The sequence below is a fragment of the Ruegeria sp. HKCCD9138 genome (genome assembly GCF_057220975.1).
The window spans coordinates 385,222-404,702 of sequence record NZ_JBWVAZ010000004.1 but is presented as its reverse complement, the minus strand read 5'-3'; the positions used below and the strand labels follow the sequence as shown (position 1 = coordinate 404,702).

19 protein-coding genes are annotated in these 19,481 nt (G+C 59.0%); 11 read left to right on the top strand and 8 right to left on the bottom strand.

The genetic code is table 11. The annotated features are described in order from the left end of the window. Positions 1-101: 101 nt before the first annotated feature. The 6 genes from AC2TEL_RS09995 to AC2TEL_RS09970 are packed head-to-tail and all read left to right on the top strand — an operon-like array spanning position 102 to position 5,416. Positions 102-491: an N-acetyltransferase family protein gene (locus AC2TEL_RS09995; RefSeq protein ID WP_480843660.1), complete on the top strand. Its 390-nt coding sequence runs from the start codon at positions 102-104 to the stop codon at positions 489-491. Beyond that, on the top strand, positions 488-1,852 hold the full coding sequence (locus tag AC2TEL_RS09990) for a DUF2927 domain-containing protein (protein WP_480903523.1): 1,365 nt from the start codon (positions 488-490) through the stop codon (positions 1,850-1,852). Before AC2TEL_RS09995 ends, AC2TEL_RS09990 begins: the two co-directional genes overlap by 4 nt. A gap of 6 nt (positions 1,853-1,858) precedes the next feature. Then, positions 1,859-2,029: a hypothetical protein gene (locus AC2TEL_RS09985; protein WP_480903521.1), complete on the top strand. Its 171-nt coding sequence runs from the start codon at positions 1,859-1,861 to the stop codon at positions 2,027-2,029. Between the two features lie 3 nt (positions 2,030-2,032). Continuing rightward, on the top strand, positions 2,033-3,217 hold the full coding sequence (locus AC2TEL_RS09980; RefSeq protein ID WP_480903518.1) for a vWA domain-containing protein: 1,185 nt from the start codon (positions 2,033-2,035) through the stop codon (positions 3,215-3,217). A gap of 42 nt (positions 3,218-3,259) precedes the next feature. Then, the gene (locus AC2TEL_RS09975; protein ID WP_480903515.1) at positions 3,260-4,687 is read left to right on the top strand and encodes an alkaline phosphatase D family protein; all 1,428 of its coding nucleotides are present in this window, start codon (positions 3,260-3,262) and stop codon (positions 4,685-4,687) included. A 39-nt stretch (positions 4,688-4,726) separates the two neighbouring features. Continuing rightward, the gene (locus AC2TEL_RS09970; protein WP_480843085.1) at positions 4,727-5,416 is read left to right on the top strand and encodes a M48 family metallopeptidase; all 690 of its coding nucleotides are present in this window, start codon (positions 4,727-4,729) and stop codon (positions 5,414-5,416) included. A gap of 45 nt (positions 5,417-5,461) precedes the next feature. Here the strand turns inward: AC2TEL_RS09970 and AC2TEL_RS09965 are convergent, their stop codons facing one another. From AC2TEL_RS09965 to AC2TEL_RS09945, 5 genes are read right to left on the bottom strand one after another with little or no spacing between them, the layout of a single operon-like run. Further along, positions 5,462-6,028, bottom strand: coding sequence for an RSP_2648 family PIN domain-containing protein (locus AC2TEL_RS09965; protein ID WP_480843086.1), 567 nt, complete (start codon positions 6,026-6,028; stop codon positions 5,462-5,464). Beyond that, positions 6,025-7,227, bottom strand: a complete 1,203-nt coding sequence (locus AC2TEL_RS09960; RefSeq protein WP_480843087.1) for an RSP_2647 family RNA methyltransferase — start codon at positions 7,225-7,227, stop codon at positions 6,025-6,027. The genes AC2TEL_RS09965 and AC2TEL_RS09960 overlap by 4 nt, the downstream gene beginning before the upstream one ends. Before the next feature lie 42 nt (positions 7,228-7,269). Next, a complete protein-coding gene (locus AC2TEL_RS09955) occupies positions 7,270-7,542 on the bottom strand; it encodes a hypothetical protein (protein ID WP_480843088.1) in 273 nt (90 codons plus the stop codon). Continuing rightward, positions 7,532-10,321, bottom strand: coding sequence for a [protein-PII] uridylyltransferase family protein (locus tag AC2TEL_RS09950; protein ID WP_480903512.1), 2,790 nt, complete (start codon positions 10,319-10,321; stop codon positions 7,532-7,534). The genes AC2TEL_RS09955 and AC2TEL_RS09950 overlap by 11 nt, the downstream gene beginning before the upstream one ends. Continuing rightward, entirely contained in the window at positions 10,318-10,746 is a 429-nt protein-coding gene (locus tag AC2TEL_RS09945; protein WP_480843090.1) for a DUF4440 domain-containing protein, read from the bottom strand. Before AC2TEL_RS09945 ends, AC2TEL_RS09950 begins: the two co-directional genes overlap by 4 nt. 113 nt (positions 10,747-10,859) lie before the next feature. Between AC2TEL_RS09945 and AC2TEL_RS09940 the strand changes: the two genes are divergently transcribed. The 5 genes from AC2TEL_RS09940 (at position 10,860) to AC2TEL_RS09920 (ending at position 14,688) form a co-directional block, all read left to right on the top strand. After that, positions 10,860-11,282 (top strand): DUF2852 domain-containing protein, encoded by a 423-nt coding sequence (locus AC2TEL_RS09940; RefSeq protein ID WP_480843091.1) that lies wholly within the window; start codon positions 10,860-10,862, stop codon positions 11,280-11,282. 66 nt (positions 11,283-11,348) lie between these two features. Next, a complete protein-coding gene (locus AC2TEL_RS09935) occupies positions 11,349-11,780 on the top strand; it encodes an RDD family protein (protein ID WP_480843092.1) in 432 nt (143 codons plus the stop codon). A 76-nt stretch (positions 11,781-11,856) separates the two neighbouring features. Then, positions 11,857-12,681: an arginyltransferase gene (locus tag AC2TEL_RS09930; RefSeq protein ID WP_480843093.1), complete on the top strand. Its 825-nt coding sequence runs from the start codon at positions 11,857-11,859 to the stop codon at positions 12,679-12,681. A gap of 5 nt (positions 12,682-12,686) precedes the next feature. Beyond that, complete coding sequence (locus AC2TEL_RS09925) at positions 12,687-13,076, top strand: VOC family protein (RefSeq protein ID WP_480843094.1); 390 nt, start codon at positions 12,687-12,689, stop codon at positions 13,074-13,076. 259 nt (positions 13,077-13,335) lie between these two features. Next, a complete protein-coding gene (locus AC2TEL_RS09920; protein WP_480903509.1) occupies positions 13,336-14,688 on the top strand; it encodes a dicarboxylate/amino acid:cation symporter in 1,353 nt (450 codons plus the stop codon). Positions 14,689-14,742: 54 nt separating this feature from the next. On the opposite strand, the gene AC2TEL_RS09915 is transcribed toward AC2TEL_RS09920, so the two are convergent. From AC2TEL_RS09915 to AC2TEL_RS09905, 3 genes are all read right to left on the bottom strand, one after another. After that, positions 14,743-17,097 carry a TRAP transporter large permease gene (locus AC2TEL_RS09915; protein ID WP_480903507.1) on the bottom strand — a complete coding sequence of 785 codons (2,355 nt, stop codon included), beginning with the start codon at positions 17,095-17,097 and terminating at the stop codon, positions 14,743-14,745. A gap of 17 nt (positions 17,098-17,114) precedes the next feature. After that, positions 17,115-18,041 carry a TRAP transporter small permease subunit gene (locus AC2TEL_RS09910; protein WP_480843097.1) on the bottom strand — a complete coding sequence of 309 codons (927 nt, stop codon included), beginning with the start codon at positions 18,039-18,041 and terminating at the stop codon, positions 17,115-17,117. Between the two features lie 119 nt (positions 18,042-18,160). Next, on the bottom strand, positions 18,161-19,243 hold the full coding sequence (locus AC2TEL_RS09905) for a TRAP transporter substrate-binding protein (protein ID WP_480843098.1): 1,083 nt from the start codon (positions 19,241-19,243) through the stop codon (positions 18,161-18,163). Positions 19,244-19,481 lie beyond the last annotated feature (238 nt).

Genomic DNA, 19,481 nt, shown 5'->3' with positions numbered 1-19,481 from the left:
CCGCTCGGCGCCCGACTGCCCGGCAGGAAAGGACGCCCGCTTTGCCCGACGCTCTGTCGATCCGCCCCTTGCGCAGCGAGGACCGCAGTGAATGGTCCGCCATGTGGCATGATTATCTGGCTTTTTACGAAACCACCGTACCGGACGTCGTTTATGATACGACCTTCAGCCGGCTGTTGGGCGATGACCCGCAGGATTTCTCGTGCTTTGTGGCCGAGATCGACGGACAATTGGTTGGCCTGACACACTACCTGTTTCATCGCCACGCCTGGAAAGTCGAGAACACCTGCTATCTGCAGGACCTTTTTGCGCGACCCGAGGCGCGCGGCAAAGGCGTCGGCCGCGCGTTGATCGAGGCCGTCTATACCGAGGCAGATCGCCAGGGTTCACCTGCAGTCTACTGGTTGACGCAGGAATTCAACCATACGGCCCGCAAGCTGTATGACCGCATCGGTAAACAGACACCCTTTATCCGGTACAACCGCCCATGAGGCGATTGGGGGCATTCTGTCTCTTGGTCGTTCTGGCCGGATGTACAGGCGTCGGGCCTGTCGATCAGCCGACACGCGTGCAGGTCATCGAAGCCTCCCTTCCGCCGAGCAAATCCTTTGCGGCCACTCGCCCTTCCCCGCCATCCCGGTCGAACGCAAATATCGCCGCGGACTTTCTGGCCCTGCATTTCGCATTGGAAAGCGGCGCACCCTTACCGGTTTTCACCCGGTTCGAAGGCCCGATCACGGTTCGTCTGACCGGCACTCCGACCTCTTCCATGCAGACGGACCTGACCCGATTGCTTGCACGTATCCAACGTGAGGCGGGTCTGGATATTCGTCAGATATCTGATGGACAGGCCAACATAACAATCGAAGCGGTCAGTCAGAAGCAGATTCACCGCGTGCTGCCGCAAGCTGCGTGTTTCGTCGTTCCCAATTCCTCGAGCCTGGAGGAATACAAGCGCGACCGGCGCAAGAAGAAAAGCAGCTGGAGTGAATTACGTAACCGCGAGCGTCTTGGCATTTTCATCCCCTACGACGCCAGTCCACAGGAAATACGCGACTGCCTGCACGAAGAACTGGCCCAGGCCCTTGGTCCCTTGAACGACTTGTATCACCTGCCGGATTCGGTGTTCAACGACGACAATTTTCACACTGTTCTGACCGGCTTTGATATGCTGATCCTGCGCACGGCCTACGCGCCCGAACTGCGCAACGGCATGACCCGCGAACAGGTCGCACAAGCATTACCCGGCGTGCTCAGCCGCCTGAATTCGCGTGGCGACAGAATACCCGCCCAGTCGGTCTCTGAAACGCCGCGCGCGTGGATCAACGCCGTTGAACGTGCGTTGGGCCCCAACGCAACGGACGCCCGGCGATTGCGCTCTGCCCAGGAGGCTGCCCGGATCGGACGGGAGCAAGGCTGGACCGATCACCGCCGCGCCTACCCCCACTATCTTTTGGGCCGTATGAAGCAATTCGACGACCCCGAAGCGGCACAGCGTGAATACCAGATTGCACTGCAATTCCTGAAAGCCACACCGGGAACCGAGGTGCATCGCGCCCACATCACCGCGCAAACAGCCGCATTTGCCCTGGCGAAGGGTCAGGGCCCGAATGCCTTGCCCGAAATCGACGACGCAATAGATGTGATGATGCAGGCCGAGAATGCAGCATTGCTGGCGACGCTATTGCTGTTGAAATCCGAAGCGCTGCGTCAGGCCGGGCGCACCGATCAGGCACGCGCGGTCAGGGTGGACAGTATCGGATGGGCACGCTACGGGTTCGGCTCGGACGTGGTAGTGCGCTCGGTGACACAGGATATCGCCCAGGGGACTGCCGGCAACACAAATGGGTAACGGCGCATGTTAGTGGTATTGGGAATGGCGATCTTGGGGGCAGTTCTGGGTGCCCTGACCGCCCGCAAACGCAATGGCAGCGGCGCAGACATGGCACAATATGCCGCCGGCTACGGCATCGCGTTTGCGCTGGTCGGGCTGATCCTGTCGCTGATCCTGGTGAGACTGGTGGCCTGACCCATGTTTCTGCCCTTTTTCGAAAACCTTCGAAAGGCCGGCATTCCCGTATCCCTGCGGGAGTACCTGACCTTTCTTGAGGGAATGAAAAAGGGGCTGGCCACCTATGATGTCGAAGCTTTCTACTACCTTGCCCGCGTGTCGATGGTGAAAGACGAGCGCAATATCGACAAGTTCGACCGCGCCTTTGCCACCAGTTTCGAGGGGTTGGATCAGATCAGTTTCGAACAGGTTCTGGAATCTGTCGACATTCCCGCCGACTGGCTGGCTAAGATGGCCGAAAAGCATCTGTCCGACGAAGAAAAAGCCGAGATCGAAGCTTTGGGCGGTTTTGAGAAGCTGATGGAAACCTTGCGCGAACGCCTGAGCCAGCAACAGGGTCGTCATCAGGGTGGCAACAAATGGATCGGTACGGCCGGAACCTCCCCGTTCGGCGCCTATGGCTACAACCCCGAGGGTATCCGCATCGGCCAGAAGGAAAGCCGCCATCAACGTGCGGTCAAAGTTTGGGACAAGCGTGAATTCAGGAATCTCGACGACACGGTCGAATTGGGGACACGCAACATCAAGGTCGCCCTCAAACGCCTGCGCCGCTGGGCACGCGAAGGTGCAGCAGACGAGTTGGATCTGGACGGAACGATCCGCGCGACAGCCGAACACGGCTATCTGGACGTCAAGACCCGCCCCGAGCGCCACAACGCGGTCAAGGTGTTGCTGTTCCTCGACGTCGGCGGGTCGATGGACCCGCATATCAAGGTTGTCGAAGAACTGTTTTCAGCAGCCCGGTCCGAGTTCAAGCACCTGGAATACTACTACTTCCACAATTGCCTGTACGAGGGCGTCTGGCGCGACAACCGCCGCCGCTGGGACCAACAAACCCCGACGCATGAAGTCCTGCGCACATATGGCGGTGACTACAAGTGCATCTTCGTCGGCGACGCCTCGATGAGCCCCTATGAAATCGCCTATCCCGGCGGTGCCAACGAGCACTGGAACCAGGAGGCCGGGCAGGTCTGGCTACAACGTGCACGCGAGCAGTGGACCTCGAACCTATGGATCAACCCCGTGCCCGAAAAATACTGGGAATACACCCATTCCATCGGCATGATCCAAGAAATTTTCGAAGACCGCATGGTTCCGATGACCCTCGCAGGGCTGGAACAGGGTATGCGAGAACTGACACGCTGACCCTTGAAGGTGACTTCAGTCCCGCATAGGTCGGTGGTCAATATGAGCAGTGAAAATCCAATTACCGGCCCGATCCTGATCCTTGATGACATACGCGACGGGCGGATGCACCTTGCGGCTATCTTCATCACTAAAAAGGGTACACGGCCGGAACGGGTTTCGACGTCGGAGCATGATGTCTCGCCACAACTTTTGGCTGAGTACGCCAAACACGACGTATACCGCGGCCGCTTCTCCTTGCCGGCCGACAAGCCGTCCTCTTACCGCTGGAATGGCACCGAGTATTCAGTGGCCGGACTGACGGCAGACCTGCGCCTTGCCTATGTCTCCTGCAACGGTGAGGAGCATGGAGACATGGCGCGCGACGGCGCTGAGCGCAACGCCATGTGGACACGCATGGCAAGGCAACATGACAGCGCCCCGTTCGCCCTTCTGCTGCACGGCGGCGATCAGATCTATGCGGATGAGGTCACCGATGGCCACCCTCTCTGTGACGGCTGGCCGGACCGCTTGCCCCTTGATCCATCGCGTGCCGATCTTCTCGACCTTCGAGAGCATCTGCGAGAAGGCTTTCTGCGACGCTATCTTGCCAATTATGCTGCACCGGACGTGGCCCATCTGTTGGCCCGGGTTCCTTCGCTGATGCAATGGGACGACCATGATATCTGCGACGGTTGGGGGTCACTGCGGAGATCGCGGACGTATTCCCCAATTGGTCAGGCCCTGTTCGATGTCGCGCGCGAGGCAGCTTTGTTGTTTCAGCATGCAACCGTTGATGGCGATCTGCCCGCCCGCTTTGCAGACCCGTCCGGCCTGCATCTGGGCTGGTCGGTACAGACCCCGGGTTTGCGTCTGATCGGGCCGGATTTGCGGTCCGAACGCACGCGTCGGGAAGTGATGGGCAAGCGCGGTTGGCAGATGATGGAAGATTTGGCTGTGCAACCGTCGCCCGGGCGCACTTTGGTCATGTCCAGTGTTCCATTGTTGGGGCCAAGGCTGTCGCTGCTTGAACTGCTGATGGTGTTGACGCCGCGAATGCAGAAATACGAGGATGATTTGCGGGACCAATGGCAAAGCCGGGCGCATCGGGATTCGTGGGCCCATATGCTGGAGCTGACGCAGCGTATTGCCGCGCACCGCGACCAGAATGTGACGGTCATTTCCGGGGAAATCCATCTCGCCACGCGAGGTGAAATGAAGCTCGAACAAGACAAAACCCTGCATCAGCTGGTCGCCTCCGGGATCACGCATCGCGCTCCGCCGCGTGCCTGGGCACGGGTGCTGGGTGCGCTGGCGACGATCGGGGAAACACCGTTGCCTGGTCATCCGATCCGCATTCGCCGCATTCCCGGTCAGCAAATGCGTTATATCGCCGAGCGCAACTATCTGATCCTTCAAGGAACCGATGGCCAGTGGTCAGCGCAGTGGAACTTTGAGGACTCTGGCCTGTCTGACCCGCAGCCGCTGTGACCCCTTGCCAGCCTTGATACACTGGCCCATATCTGGGATATGCTGCGCCTCACGCCAATTCTGCTGGCAATCGCCTATGCCGTTGTAATGTACCGGATTTCCGTCTGGCGCACGCATCGCGAGCTGGATGCCAAGTCGACGGAACTGGCCGATCCGGTGCTCAAACGCATGACCGACCGACTGGCCGTTGCGCTCGGGGTCGAGCGTGTGCCGGTCTATATCTACGAAATCGATCCGGTGAACGGGTTGGCCGCTCCGGACGGGCGGATCTTCATCACGCGCGGGTTCTATCGAAAGTTCTGCAACGGAGAGGTCTCGGCCGAGGAAATGGCCAGCGTGATCGCGCACGAGCTTGGCCATGTCGCGCTGGGACATGCCCGGCGGCGGATGATCGATTTCTCGGGTCAGAATGCCATGCGGGCCGCCCTGATGATGGTTTTGAACCGTTTTATCCCGTTTGTCGGCGCGTGGATCGCAAATGCCCTGACCGCCCTGCTCGCCTCGCGCCTGTCCCGTGCCGATGAATACGAGGCGGATGAATATGCCGCCGCATTGCTGACCAAGGCAGGTATCGGGATTGGGCCGCAGAAATCACTGTTCCACAAGCTCGAGGATCTGACGCAGCAACGTGCGGGTGTTGTTCCGGCCTGGCTTATGAGCCATCCAAAAACAGATGAGCGGGTAGCGGCGTTGGAAGCGTTGGAACAACGGTGGAGTTCTGGTGAGTGACAAGCGGCAGCGAGGGGCCAGCCCCTCGCGCTCCCCGGGATATTTTCAGCCAGATGAAGAGGATCCGGAATGCGTGTCCAAGCCTTTGCCCAGACGGGGCAGACGGGCTTTTTTCATCAGGCTCCGCAATGTCCATTGAACACCGGACAGTCGGTTGGCTTCTGCCAGAACCCGGCGTGCAATCGCGGAAATTCCATCCGGATCGGTCAGCCAAAACTCATGCAAAAAACCGTCGGGATCGCGGCGGTCAAGCCCTTCCTCGGCCAGGACGTTCCGAGGAAAATCCTTGGCATTCATCGTGATGATCAGGTCTGAAGATGATCCGATAGCGGTCGCCAGCACGTGAATATCGGCGCTGTCCGGAAGCCAGAGCCTGTGTTCCAGACCGGTCGGAACATTCTGTTCCGCGTTCGGCCATCGCGCCTGAGTCAGCGCGATTTCGGCGCGGGCCTGCGCCTCGCCCTCGGGGCCGATCTTTCGCGCGGCGCGGGCCCATTCCTCGAGAATGCGGCCTGACCAAATTGGAGTGAAATGGCCCAGTTCGGCCGCACCAAGTAACAATTCCCGCATCACGGTTGGGTAGATCACGCAGGTGTCCAGTACCGCCTTCATAGCCGGTAGAACACAGCCTTGAGGTACCCGCTTTCGGCCAGTTGCGGCAATTGCGGATGATCCGGGCCGGCGAAGCCCGTATGGATCAGTTGTGCCTGCCGTCCTGCCCGCCCGATCCCGCGCGAGGATGCGTCCCGGAACCGGCCCAGATCGGCAGCGTGCGAGCATGAGCACAAGCCGAGGTAGCCGCCTTGCTTGACAAGTGGCGCGGCCAGACGGGCAACACGCTCATAGGCGCGGAGCCCGGCGTCAAGCGCCTGCTTGGACGGGGCAAACGCTGGCGGATCGCAGATGACGACGTCGAATTGCGCGCCCTCGTCGCCCAGCTTTGTCAAAACCTCGAATGCGTCGCCCTGGCGGGTCTGGAACCGATCCGAAAAACCCGAGGCTTCGGCCCCTTTTGTCGCCAGTTCCAGCGCAGCGGCAGATCCATCCACTGACAATGCCCGCCCGGCTCCACCAGCCAGCATGGCCAGTCCGAAGCCACCCACATGGCTGAACACGTCCAGAACATGTGCTTCTGGCTGAACCAACTGCGCCGCAAAAGCGTGGTTTGGGCGCTGGTCGTAGAACAAGCCGGTCTTTTGGCCTCCGGTCAGGTCAGCCATGTAGGTGGCACCGTTCATCGGCACAGGCAGAGGTTTGTCCGGTGCAAAACCGCGCAAAGTCATGTTCTCGTCGTCCAGCCCCTCCAACCCGCGAGTGCGGCCCGACGCGTTCTTCAGAATGGTTGTCACGCCCGCAACCGCGGCAAGAGCTTCCGCCAGCTTCTCCAGATGCGCTTCGGCCCAGGCAGCGTTGGGCTGGATCACGCAAGAGTCGCCAAAACGGTCGATGACGACACCGGGAAAACCATCAGCCTCGGCATGGATCAGCCGGTAATACGGTGCATCGAACAGGCGCTCGCGCATCTCCAACGCCCGACGCAGGCGGGTCTCGAACCAATCCGCGTTTAGATCTGCGTCAATGTCCCGATCCAGCACGCGGCACATGATCTTCGAGGTCGGGTTAACTGCCACCAGGGCGATGGGCGCGCGTTTGTCGTCTTCCAGCACGGCCAAAGCGCCGGCCGCAATCTTTCGCGTCCGACGGTCGGTGACGATATCGTTGGCATAAACCCATGGGAACCCGTGGCGCAGACCGCGCGCATTGGCTTTGGGTTTCAGGCGGATACGGGGGCGGTCGGCAGGTTGGATCATGGCGCCCTCTTAATCGCGAATGCAGCGCGGGGAAAGACCTTGTCAGCGCGGCCGCTTGCGCCAACCGCCGCGTCGTTTCGGGGCTTCGGCCGTCTCAAGCCCATCGCGCAGAACCTGAGTCATCGGATGGTCCGCATCCTGTGCGGAATAAACCGCGTGCAATTCGGTCAGGGCCTTTTTCTGGTCGCACTCTGCGGGCAGGCCAAGAGCCCAATCCAGAAAGATGCTGCGGCATTCGGGCAAGGCGATACCTTCAATGCGATAGGCTTCCCGGATCAAACCTTTGGGATCATTGGGATCATCACTACGCGCCATCATTGCCCTCCTCGACGACGCCACCGATCAGTTCGGCGGCAGTGGTGTAACTCTCCTGTAGCGCGGCCTGTAGCTGCTCGACCCGCTCAAAACCAGTGGCCCGGCACAAAAAGGACGCCCCGCCCTCGCCGATTCTGTCGGCTTCGATCACCTTGCCGGACAATAGCCGCGCCGCGCATTGCACGGACCAGCATAGGTCGTAACAGTCTTTCAGGGTTTGCGCTTGTGCGACATCCAATAATTCGGCTGCGACGGCGCCATCCAAACCGGAATGCACATCCCGCCGGGGCGTGCCCGACAGCAGGGCGCCGGTTTCGGCGATCAGCTCAATATCCATCATGCGGCCGGGGCCATTCTTGGCATCCCAAACACCTGCCGGTGCTTTTGCCGCCGCCAGCCGGGCGCGCATCTCGGCCACTTCTCTCAGCACTTTCGCCCGGTCGCGCGGACGCGACAGGAAATCAGCGCGGAAAGCTTCGATGTCTTCGCCCAACCCGACATCCCCCGCGACCACATGCGCTCGTGTCAGGGCAAGATGTTCCCATACCCAGGCCTCGTTCTGCTGATAGTTGGTGAAACTGACCCAACTGGTCGCGACCGGGCCCTGATTTCCTGACGGGCGCAGGCGCATATCGACCTCATAAAGCCGGCCCTGAGACATCGGTGCCGACAGGGCCGTGATCAGCGCCTGTGTAAAGCGGGCGTAATAGGTTCGCGTGGCCAAGGGGCGCGGGCCATCCGACATATCCTGGTCCATCGGGTCATAGATCACGATCATATCCAGATCGGATTGCGAATTGATCCGACCTGCCCCCAGCGAACCCATGCCCAGAACAGCAGCGCCACGCCCCGGCGCCGGGCCATGTTTGCCGGCAAACTGCTCGGTCACGCAGGGCAGAATCGCAGCGATCACTGCACTGGCGAGTTCGGCATATTGACGCCCCGCTTGCGCGCCGTCGATCAGGCCGCGCAAGTGGTGAACGCCGACGCGGAAATGCCATTCCTTGCACCAGCGCCGGGCCACATCCAATTGCGATTCATAGTCGGTTTCCGCGCTCAGAGCCTGACATAAATCGGCCTGCAATGAATCGCGCCCGGGCCAGTCGACAAAGAAACTGCCACCAATCACAGCGTCGAAAACCGAGGCGTTGCGCGACAGATGCGTGGCCAGAGCGTGCGATGTACCAACGATGTCTATCAGCAGATCAATCAGCTGCCGGTTGGCCTCGAACAGGGAAAACAGCTGTACTCCGGCGGGGAGACCAGCAAGAAACCCGTCAAGCGCCTGCAGCGCTTCATCCGGTTGCGCCGTTTTGGCAAGCCGCGACAAGATTTCGGGTTTGAGGCGTTCAAAGATCCTTGCCCCGCGCTGCGAACGGAGCGCCGGATATGTGGGCCAGCGTGCCAGCACATTCTGATCGAAAGAAACCTCCTGCTCCGGGGCAGGCGCGGCAGAGGGACCGGGCGCAAAAAAGCCTTCGGTCAGATCATGCACTTCGGTCAGACGGCGGGTCAGATTGCTGGTCAGGTCGGCATTGCTGATCCCCATCAGGCACGCCACCCGTTCGATCCCGTCCTCTGATTGCGGGATTTTGTGTGTCTGCGCATCGTGGACCATCTGAATGCGATGCTCGACTTCCCGGTGCGCCCGGTAGTGGTCTGTCAGCTTGTCCGCAACGTCTTGTGGGACCCAGTCTTTCGCGGCCAGCGCGGCCAGACCCGCCACGGTTCCGCGCACGCGCAGATCGGTGTCACGCCCCCCGGCGATCAATTGTCGGGTCTGGGTAAAGAACTCGATTTCACGGATACCGCCCTGCCCCAGTTTCATATCGTGGCCGGGAATTGACAAAGTACCGCCCGTACCTTTGTTCTCACGAATACGGAGTCGCATGTCATGAGCGTCCTGAATCGCGGCAAAATCCAGATGTCGCCGCCAGACAAAGGGGCGCAGAGCGTCCAAGAACCGTTGCCCTGCGGCAATGTCCCCTGCGCAGGGTCGCGCCTTGATATAGGCAGCCCTTTCCCACGTGCGACCAAGGCTTTCGTAGTAGCGCTCAGCCGCCTCTGCCGCCATGCAAACCGGGGTCACAGCGGGGTCAGGGCGCAAGCGCAGATCGGTCCGAAAGACATAGCCATCGGCCGTCTTGTCGCTGAGCGTCGCACAGAAATTCCGCGTAGCCCGGACCATGCCTTGCCTTGCGTCATAAAAGTCTTCCGGATCGAACCGCGTCTCGTCAAATAGAACGATCAGATCGATATCCGAGCTGTAATTCAGCTCATGCGCGCCCATCTTGCCCATTGCCAGAATGATCAACCCGGCGGCGGTCTCCACATCATCCTCGGTCATTCCCGGCAACTTGCCGCGCCGGATCAGCGCAGCGACTTCGGCTTTGGCCGCGACATCTGCCGCCAATGCACCGAAATCGGTCAGCGCCGCAGTTACCTTTTCCAACGGCCAAGCGCCCGCCAGATCCGCCAAAGCGGTCAACAAGGCCAGCCGCCGTTTGGCCTGCCGCAAGCCTGGCTTCAATTGATCCGGCGGCAAGGCCCTCGCGGCCTGCATCACATCCACCAAAGCCTGATCCGGTTGATGCAGCGCCTCGGGCAACCAATCCCGCTCGCGGTCAATCAAACCATTGAGATACGGGCTGGACCCGGCAGTTCCGACAATCAGCTCGGCGTGGTCTGGCGCGAGATCGGGGATCAACGTGCGCGTCTCTTCCCCAAGCGACGGATCAAAGGCACGCGGACAGCGGTGAATGGCTAGGGGTCCGCTCATTTCGACTCCAGCGGCGTGTCCTGACTGAAACTGTTGACCCAGACATCGTGACGCCGTTCCCAAAGGGACGAAATCAGCATCGCGTCCCACTCGGTCGCGCCGGGGCGGAGGTAATCCGCGCGATAAGACAGTAGAACGACATCGGACGTCAGAGCCCGCAACTTGACCTCGCTGAGATCGAATTTCGCCATAGTCGGCGCGTCCGCGAATTGGCCCACATGGTCATCGCGATTGGCAAATCCGGTTGGATAGACACCCAGAAAATCCGCGCTGAGCAGCGCCCGGTCCGCCTGGGCGTTGCCATCTACCAAGGCAGCCCAGACCTGCTTTTCCAGAACCAGGATTTCATCAAGTGTCGGAGACGTCGTGTTTTCGGTATTTTGCATAAGCGGAACCTGCGCGCGATCCCGCATGGCGTCAACCATTCAAGTGTGACAGCAGGAAATGTAAATCTTTTTCACATTACCCCTTGCAACGGCACTCCACTCGCCCCATCTTGTCAATGTGAAAACAATTTACATCAACCCGGAGACCCCAAATGACCGCATTGTCCGACACCGCCGTCCCTGCAAATCCGGGATGGCTGCATCGTGCCGAAGCCTGGCTTGACAGCAAAGGCAAAGGTGCCTGGATCGCCGCCATGGTCCTTGGCTTTATCTTCTTCTGGCCCATCGGCCTTGCCTTTCTGGCCTATATGATCTGGAGCAAGCGTATGTTCAGCAAATCCTGCAGCCGCCGCAAATCCTGGCAAAGCCATATGAGCGCCATGAAACCGTCGGGCAACACCGCCTTCGACGCCTACAAGGCCGATACTCTGGCACGGCTTGAACGCGAACAGCAAGAGTTCGAAGCCTTCCTGCACCGCTTGCGCGAGGCCAAGGACAAGGCCGAGTTCGACCAGTTCATGGAAGAACGCGCCCGCGAGAACCACGACGACGCCGAAGACGGCGAGCGCGCCTGATACCGGCTTGCCCTGTCCCGCATTTCGGGACAGGGTGACCCCAGTTATTTATCCGGAAAACCAGAAATGACTCACCTGCCCGACCCCGACAGTCAGCCAGAATTCTACCAATCCGTGCCGACAAAACGGTTTGTCGCGTGGCTTTTCGACATCGCTTTCATTTCGCTGCTGTGTACAGTGGCGATCCTGTTCACCGCATTTCTAGGCCTGTTCTTTCTGGCGCTGATCTACGCGGTCATCAGCTTTGTCTACCGTGTCGTTACCATCTCAAATGCGTCGGCAACGCTGGGCATGCGCTTCATGGGCATCGAGCTGCGCGACGCCTTTGGTGAGCGATTGGATACGGGCAAGGCCGTCGCCCACACCGCCGGCTACTTCGTCAGCATGGCGTTTCCGGTCATCCAGATCATTTCGGTCATCATGATGTTGACAAGCGCACGCTGTCAGGGATTGACTGACGCCTTCCTTGGAACGGTAATGCTGAACCAGCGCGCCTGATCATTCGGGTGCGTGAATCACTTGGCGGGTCCCGGAACCGTTGTTATCATCCTGTTGCAGGAAACACGGGACCTACATGCGACATACGCTGCCAATAGCGCCACAATTCTATGTGACGGCACCCCAGCCCTGCCCTTACCTCGAGGGCAGGATGGAGCGAAAGCTGTTCACGGCGCTTCAGGGTGACGGCGCTGATCAGCTTAATAATTCCCTTTCGCAACAAGGGTTTCGCCGATCCCAGAACGTGCTGTACCGGCCGTCGTGCAGCGAATGCTCCGCCTGCCTGTCCGCGCGTCTAGACGTTTCGAAATTCCGACCGAACAAAAGCCAGAAGCGGGCAGCAAAACGCAACTCCTATCTGGAACGGCGCGCGACCTCGCCCTGGGCCACGGACGAACAGTTCGACCTGTTCCGCCGCTACCTGGATGAGCGTCACGCCGATGGCGGCATGGCCGATATGGATGTGTTCGAATTTGCGGCCATGATCGAAGAAACGCCGATCCGCAGTCGGGTCGTCGAATATGCCGATCCGGACACCGGAAACCTGATCGCCGTCAGCCTCACCGACGTGCTGGATGACGGTCTCAGCATGGTCTATTCGTTCTACGATCCCGCGTTGCAACAAAACTCGCTGGGCACCTATATGATACTCGATCATATCGACATCGCGCGTGAGGCCGGCCTGCCCTATATCTATCTGGGCTATTGGGTGCCCGGAAGCCCCAAGATGGGCTACAAAGCCAAGTTCGCTGGCCTCGAAGTCTATATGAATAACGAGTGGCGTCCGGTCAGCAATCCTGACGAGTTGGCCGATATCACCCATCACCCGTTGTCCACCCAGCCCATTGCGGAACAGGTCGCCGGCATTCAGCTACCTGACAGACGACCGACCAAAGGATAAGCGACATGCGTCAAAGCCTGCACGCGGTCACCCTTGTGGTGCCCGATTATGACGCTGCGATTGCGTTCTATACTCAGACCCTCAGTTTTTCACTGACGCAGGACGTCGACCTTGGCGATGGCAAACGCTGGGTGCGCGTCACACCGCCGGGGTCGGACGGCGCGTCCCTGCTGCTGGCCAAAGCCGAAGGTGCAGGTCAGAAAGCCGCAATCGGCAACCAAGCCGGCGGGCGCGTCGGATTATTCTTACAGACCGACGACTTTCATCGAGACCACGCTGCGATGTTGGGCGCCGGGGTCGTTTTTGAAGAAGAACCCCGTTTCGAACCCTATGGAATCGTCGCGGTGTGGCAGGATCCCTTCGGAAATCGCTGGGATCTCATCCAGTTCAGGTAGTCATTTAAGCGTTTGAAAAAGTTTCACTTATCTGGTTTTGCGGATAATTCCAGTCACCCCTGATCGCTCATGCGACAATTTTAATCACTGCGATTAAAATTTCAGCAGTTGAATATTGAAGCAGCGTCACCAGATACCTCCGAACGCTTTAACGCGCGAAATTTCAAGAAACCACTGCCGCGCCCGGACAGGCAGGCTCTGACTTTTGTTTGCAGCAAAGACCTCCCGCTTTGCTGACTTGGTTCTGATGGAGGAGAAAATGGTTAACGCCACACGACGGCTATTATCGGCCAATTTGACGACTCAGATACTCATCGCTCTGGCCTTCGGCATGGTTGTAGGTCTGGGATTGAATGTGATCAACATGCCCGGACTGCAACAGACCCTTGCCAACGGGTTGTTCGCAATGATCGGGCAGATGTTTCTGAACGCATTGCAGATGCTTGTTGTACCCTTGGTTGTGTTTTCGCTGTTATGTGGCGTTGTCGGAATCGGTGATGTCCGTGTGCTGGGCCGCATTGGGGGTCTCACCTTTCTGATCTACGTCGCAACAACGGCACTGGCGGTCACGACCGCGCTGATCTTCGCGGGCCTCATCGGGCCTGGTAGCGGCCTGGGCAGTTTGCAGCTGATTGGGCAGTCCCCTGACGTCTCTGCCCAGCAGAATGTCTGGGACATTCTGGCCAATATCGTACCCAAGAACCCGATCAACGCGCTGGCCAATGGTGAGATGTTGCAGATCATCTTCTACACGATGATCGTTGGGGTTGCGGTTTTGATGATGGGGACCCGCGCCAAGAGTTTTGTCGAAGGTTGCGAGTTCATGAACGAGCTTGCGATGAAAATCGTAAGCATCGTCATGGCTTTCGCCCCAATCGGCGTCTTCAGCCTGATCGCGCGGACGTTTGCTCTTGAAGGGTTCAGCCTGTTCGCGCCGGTCATCGGATATTTGACCACGATCAGCCTGACACTGGTGTTCCACCTGTGCGTAACCCTGATGGCCTTGCTGTATTTCACCACGGGGTTAAGCCCGCGTGTGTTCCTGCGCAAAATCCGTTCGGCCCAGGTTTTTGCGTTTTCGACGTCCAGCTCGAACGCAACGATTCCGGCCAGCATGCAATGCGTTACGCAACGGATCGGCGTCGACAGCTCGGTCGCCTCGTTCGGTATCCCGTTGGGCGCTACGATCAATATGGACGGTACCGCGATCATGCATGGCGTGGCGACGGTGTTCCTGGCCAATGCCTATGGCATCGATCTGGGCCTGGGCGGCTATCTGACCGTCATTTCGATCTCGGTCCTGGCATCGATTGGCACGGCCGGAGTTCCGGGCGTCGGCATCGTGATGCTGGCGATGGTTCTGAATCAGTTGGGTATGCCGCTTGAGGGGATCGGGATCATTCTGGCCGTCGACCGGGTCGTCGACATGATGCGGACCGTCGTGAACGTGACCGGTGACGCTGTCGTGACCACCATCGTTGGACAAAAGGTTGGCAAGCTGAACCGGGCGACTTTTGACAATCCCCACGCTGGGACGATCGATGTCCACCCGCTGGAAATCGACCCGGAAGCCGAGCGTGAGTTTGCAAGGCTGACGCATCCGCAAAGCTGACACAGATACGGAGGCCCGATTGGGCCTCCGCTTCTGTCGAATAACCAGATCGGCCTAGTTCGGGATCAGGTCCGGAACAATGGTCACGATGGTCGGGAAGAACCACAGGATCGCGATGCCGACCACCTGAATGATCACGAACGGAATGATCCCCCGGTAGATATGGCCCGTCGTCACTTCTTTCGGGGCGACGCCTCTGAGATAGAACAGTGCGAATCCGAATGGTGGTGTCAGGAACGAAGTCTGTAGGTTCACCGCCACCATGATCGTGACCCATTTCGGGTCGAACGACCCGCCGTAAATCACCGGACCCACGATCGGGATCACAATGTAGATGATCTCGAGAAAATCCAGCACGAAGCCCAGGATGAACAACACCAGCATCACGATCAGGAAGACCGTGAATTCGTTGTCAAAGCTCTTGAGGAACTGCTGGATATAGTGCTCACCACCGAATGAGATCACCACAAGGTTCAGCAGCTGTGACCCGATCAGGATCGTGAACACCATCGAGGTCACCTTGGCCGTTTCTCGCACGACCGGGGTCAGAACCCCGCTGGAGAACAGGACCCAGCAACCGAATAACAGCCCGAACAACGCATAGAGATAGGCCGAATACGCGATGCCAAACGCGACCCAGGTCTCAAAGCTCACGCCACCCTGGTTGATGCGCAGGTCAAAGTTCACACCCATCAGCAATGCAATGATGACGGCGAAGGTCGCCCAGATGATCACCTTGCCGGATCGTTCCTGATCCTGCAGCTTTCGATAAGCCGCCAACATGATGGCGCCACCTGCCCCCAACGCCGCCGCCGGTGTCGGATTGGTTACCCCGCCAAGGATCGAGCCCAGCACCGCGATGATCAGCACCAGCGGCGGAAAGACGACGCGGATCAGATCATTCGTGGCACAGCGGGCCGCGGCCTCTTTGCAGCCGTAAATTGCCAATGCAAACGGCAAGGCCAGCAACACGAAGGTCAGCCCGGAGGACGTCGTCGGCGCGATCAGAAGCACGTCCACCAGCAGCATCAGCAACAGGCCGATTGCACCCAGGATCAACGGCTGCGTCGGGCGCGAAGGCGCGATGCCCCGACCCAGCGTCAATGTCAGACCCAGCAGCACGACGATGATGGCCACGCCAGTTCCAATTGGCGCCGCTGCCGCGATCTTTGCATCACGGGCCGCTGCCAGTTCCTCTTCACTCAGGCGTTGCGCCTGCGTTGTACCGCCTGCTGCATCGATGGCCTCCTGCTCGGCGACGGCCTGGTCCCATGCGGGTTGACCGTGCAATTCGATCATCGAGGCCTGACACTCGGCCGACACGTTGGTGCGCAGCGATGCACTCTGAGAAGCGTCGGAAAATGTCGAGACCGATATGTTCTGGCTGCCGACAACACCCACGTTGCCCAGCAGAACGACACCAACGATCAATGCGACGGGCACACCCAGCAACCAAGTCAGGCCTTCACCGCGCGTTACGGGTTCACCGCTGCCGCCGGACAGTTCGACCGCCGGGGCCTTTTCCGGGTTCAACAGGGCGTAGCCAAAGGCATAGAGCGCATAGAGCAAGGCCAGCATGATCCCCGGCAGCAAGGCCGCCTGGAACAACGTGCCAACCGAAACCACTGCGGGTTCACCCAGATAGGTCAACGCATCGGTACACCCCGCCTCAACTGCGCGGGTTTCCTGAGCGGTCGAATAGAGATCACCGGCCAGCGTCCCCAGCAGAACGATCACGATAGACGGTGGAATGATCTGCCCCAACGTCCCCGAGGCCGCGATTACGCCAGTCGCCAGCTCAGGCGAATAGTTGTTTCGCAGCATTGTCGGCAAAGCCAGCAGTCCCATCGTCACAACGGTTGCACCAACGATCCCGGTCGAGGCAGCAAGGAACGCGCCGACAACCACGATGGACACCGCCAGACCGCCCGGCAGCGGGCCAAAGACACGCGCCATGGTGGTCAGCAGATCGTTCGCGATTTTCGACCGTTCCAGCGTGATACCCATCAGAACGAACATCAGCACCGCCAGCAGGGTCTCGATGGACTGACCGGCCAGAACACGCTCGTTCATGCGGTTCACGATGAACGATACGTTGCGATCCAGCGCGGTTTCCCAGCCCGAGACAAAGACAGGCTCGCCTATCCTTGGCAGATCAGGGTATCGGAATACGGATATCACGTCGGGTTTGACCCCGGAATTCACCAAATCCCGATAGGCTTGCGATCCGGTGTCGATCGCCTGGTGGATCAACAGCCCGGCACTGTCCAACGCCGCGATGATCCCGAAAGAGATGATCCCGGCTCCGCCGATGGCGAAGGCCACCGGAAAACCGGACAGGATGCCTCCGAAAAGGCAGAAGAATACGATAATGAGGCCTATCTCGACGCCATCAAGTCCGAATAGCATTGTCTTGGTCTCCGTCCTTAATGTGCGCCTTCGTAGGCTTCTTCACCCTCGCCAAGGCTGTCCTTGTCGAGGTATTTTCCAGTGCTTTCCGGGCCTTCCACGTATTCCAGATACGAACGGTACAGGAACGCAATTGCATGCAGGAAGACCATCGCAGCAAAGGCGACGAGCAGAATCTTGAACAGGAAATAGCCGTTGAAGCCGTTGGGGCTGAACCCGATGGTCTCGACGTTCCAGCGCAGCGCGCGGGATTTCATGACCAAACGGTCCAGCGTATCACTGGCCGAGGGTTTGGGCACGATCAGATGCCGCCACATGAAATACCAGCCATACATCCAGGTCAGCACGGCCATGGGCATCATGAACAATACTGCGCCCAGCATGTCCACGACACGTTTGGCCCGGTGGCTGATGCCGGCATAGATTAGGTCAACACGCACGTGGCCGCCCTGCACGAACGTGTAGGTACAGCACAGGCAGACAACCATGGCGTTGTAGAGTTTCAGCTCCTCGGCATACCAGCTGATGTCCATTTGCAGGGGAATGCCGAAACCAAAGGACATGTCCGGTCGGGCAAACACGCGTTGCATGAAAACGATCACGATCTGCTGGATCACCATCAGCAATCCAGCCCAGGCAAAGAAGCGCCCGGTGGTGTTGGCGAACCCTTCGAGGCCACGCACCATGCCCCACATGAAGTTCCGGTAGTAAAGACCAATCGCGGTCAGAACCAGAAACAGTGTGAAAATCACAAAGAAGAACTCGACCGATCCGCCATAGTAGACAAAGCGCATGATAGCTTCTTTGTCCGACCAGTTCAGCCAGAGCTGCGGATGCGTGATAGCGTATCCGAAATTATAGAAAGCTTCGGCGATGTTCTGAACGAACCAAACCAGTCCGTTCCACAGGGCGCCGAAGAAGGAGATACCGTTATCGTCCTGCATGTTGTCCCCGGTTCTTCAGTTGCAATGCTGATTATAGCGGGTTTGTCCAAACCGCGCATTTGCAACAGGAAAGGTTCCCCCGCGCCTGCGGGGAAACCAAATGACTAAATACTTCGTTGTTAGCCGCGAACGCGGTCGCGCTGTGCAGTGTAGGCGCCCGACGACAAGTTTAGCCAGGCCGAGGATGCCGCCATCGACGACATGGCGCTGTCATGAATCTTCTTGAACAGCTCGTCGCCCATGTTCTCGTCCAGAACCTCCTGGCTGGCCTTACCGAACGCATCCCAAACACTGTCAGGGAACTCCAGAACTTTCACGCCACCGGCCTGAAGACGCTGCAGGGCTGCACCGTTGTTGGCCAGGAACTGCGCCAGGTTCCACTGGTGCGCTTCGGCTGCTGCAATCTCGATGATCTTCTGCTGCGCCGGGGTCAGTTCTTCGAACACGTCGCGGTTGGTCGCCAGCGACAGACCCGCGCCCGGCTCATGGAAGCCCGCGGTGTAGTAAGTCTTGGTGATCTCCTGGAAACCGGCCTTTTCATCGGCCCACGGCCCGATCCACTCGGTTCCGTCGATCGCGCCGGACGACAGCGCCTGATAGACTTCCGAACCCGGAATGTTCTGCACGGACGCACCCAGTTTACCCAGAGCTTTGCCACCCAGACCCGGCATACGGAATTTCAGGCCATTGAAGTCTTCGGGGCTGTTGATCTCTTTCGAGTACCAGCCGCCCGCCTGCGCGCCGGTGTTGCCTGCGATGAAGGACTTCAGACCAAAGATCTGACCAAGCTCGTCATGCAGTTCCATGCCGCCATCGTGGTAGTACCAGTTGACCAGCTCCTGCGCGGTCATGCCGAACGGAACAGCAGTAAAGAACGCATAGCCCGGATGCTGCCCGACAAAATAGTAGTCAGCCGCGTGATACATGTCGGCCTGACCCGAGGACACGGCATCAAACACTTCAAACGCGCCCACCAGTTCGCCAGCGGCCTTGATATCAACGGTCAGACTGCCATCCGACATGGCGTTGATGCTGTCGGCACAACGCTGCGCGCTGTCAAAAACGCCAGCCAGACCGCGGCCCCACGAGGTTACCATGGTCAGCGTACGATTGCCCTGCGCATACGCGGGTGCCGCCAATGTGGCAGCAGCGGCAGCCGAACCACCAATCGCAGAAGTTTTCAGAAATGAACGACGATCCATGTGAGTGTTCCTCCCCTCCATATTCAAAGCCCGGATCTGTCCGGGCCAGTCGTTACCAATGAGCGTCAGCGTAATGACACTCAAGTGAATGTGAATACCTAGTACTACGTAGTCGGGCCGGATTTTTTCGGAATTTGGACAAATGATATGACCGATTTGGCGCCTTGTTTCACGGATTCATCGTCTGCATCTGCATACGCGCCCAATCTTTTTGCAATTTCTCGCCGTCTTGCGTATC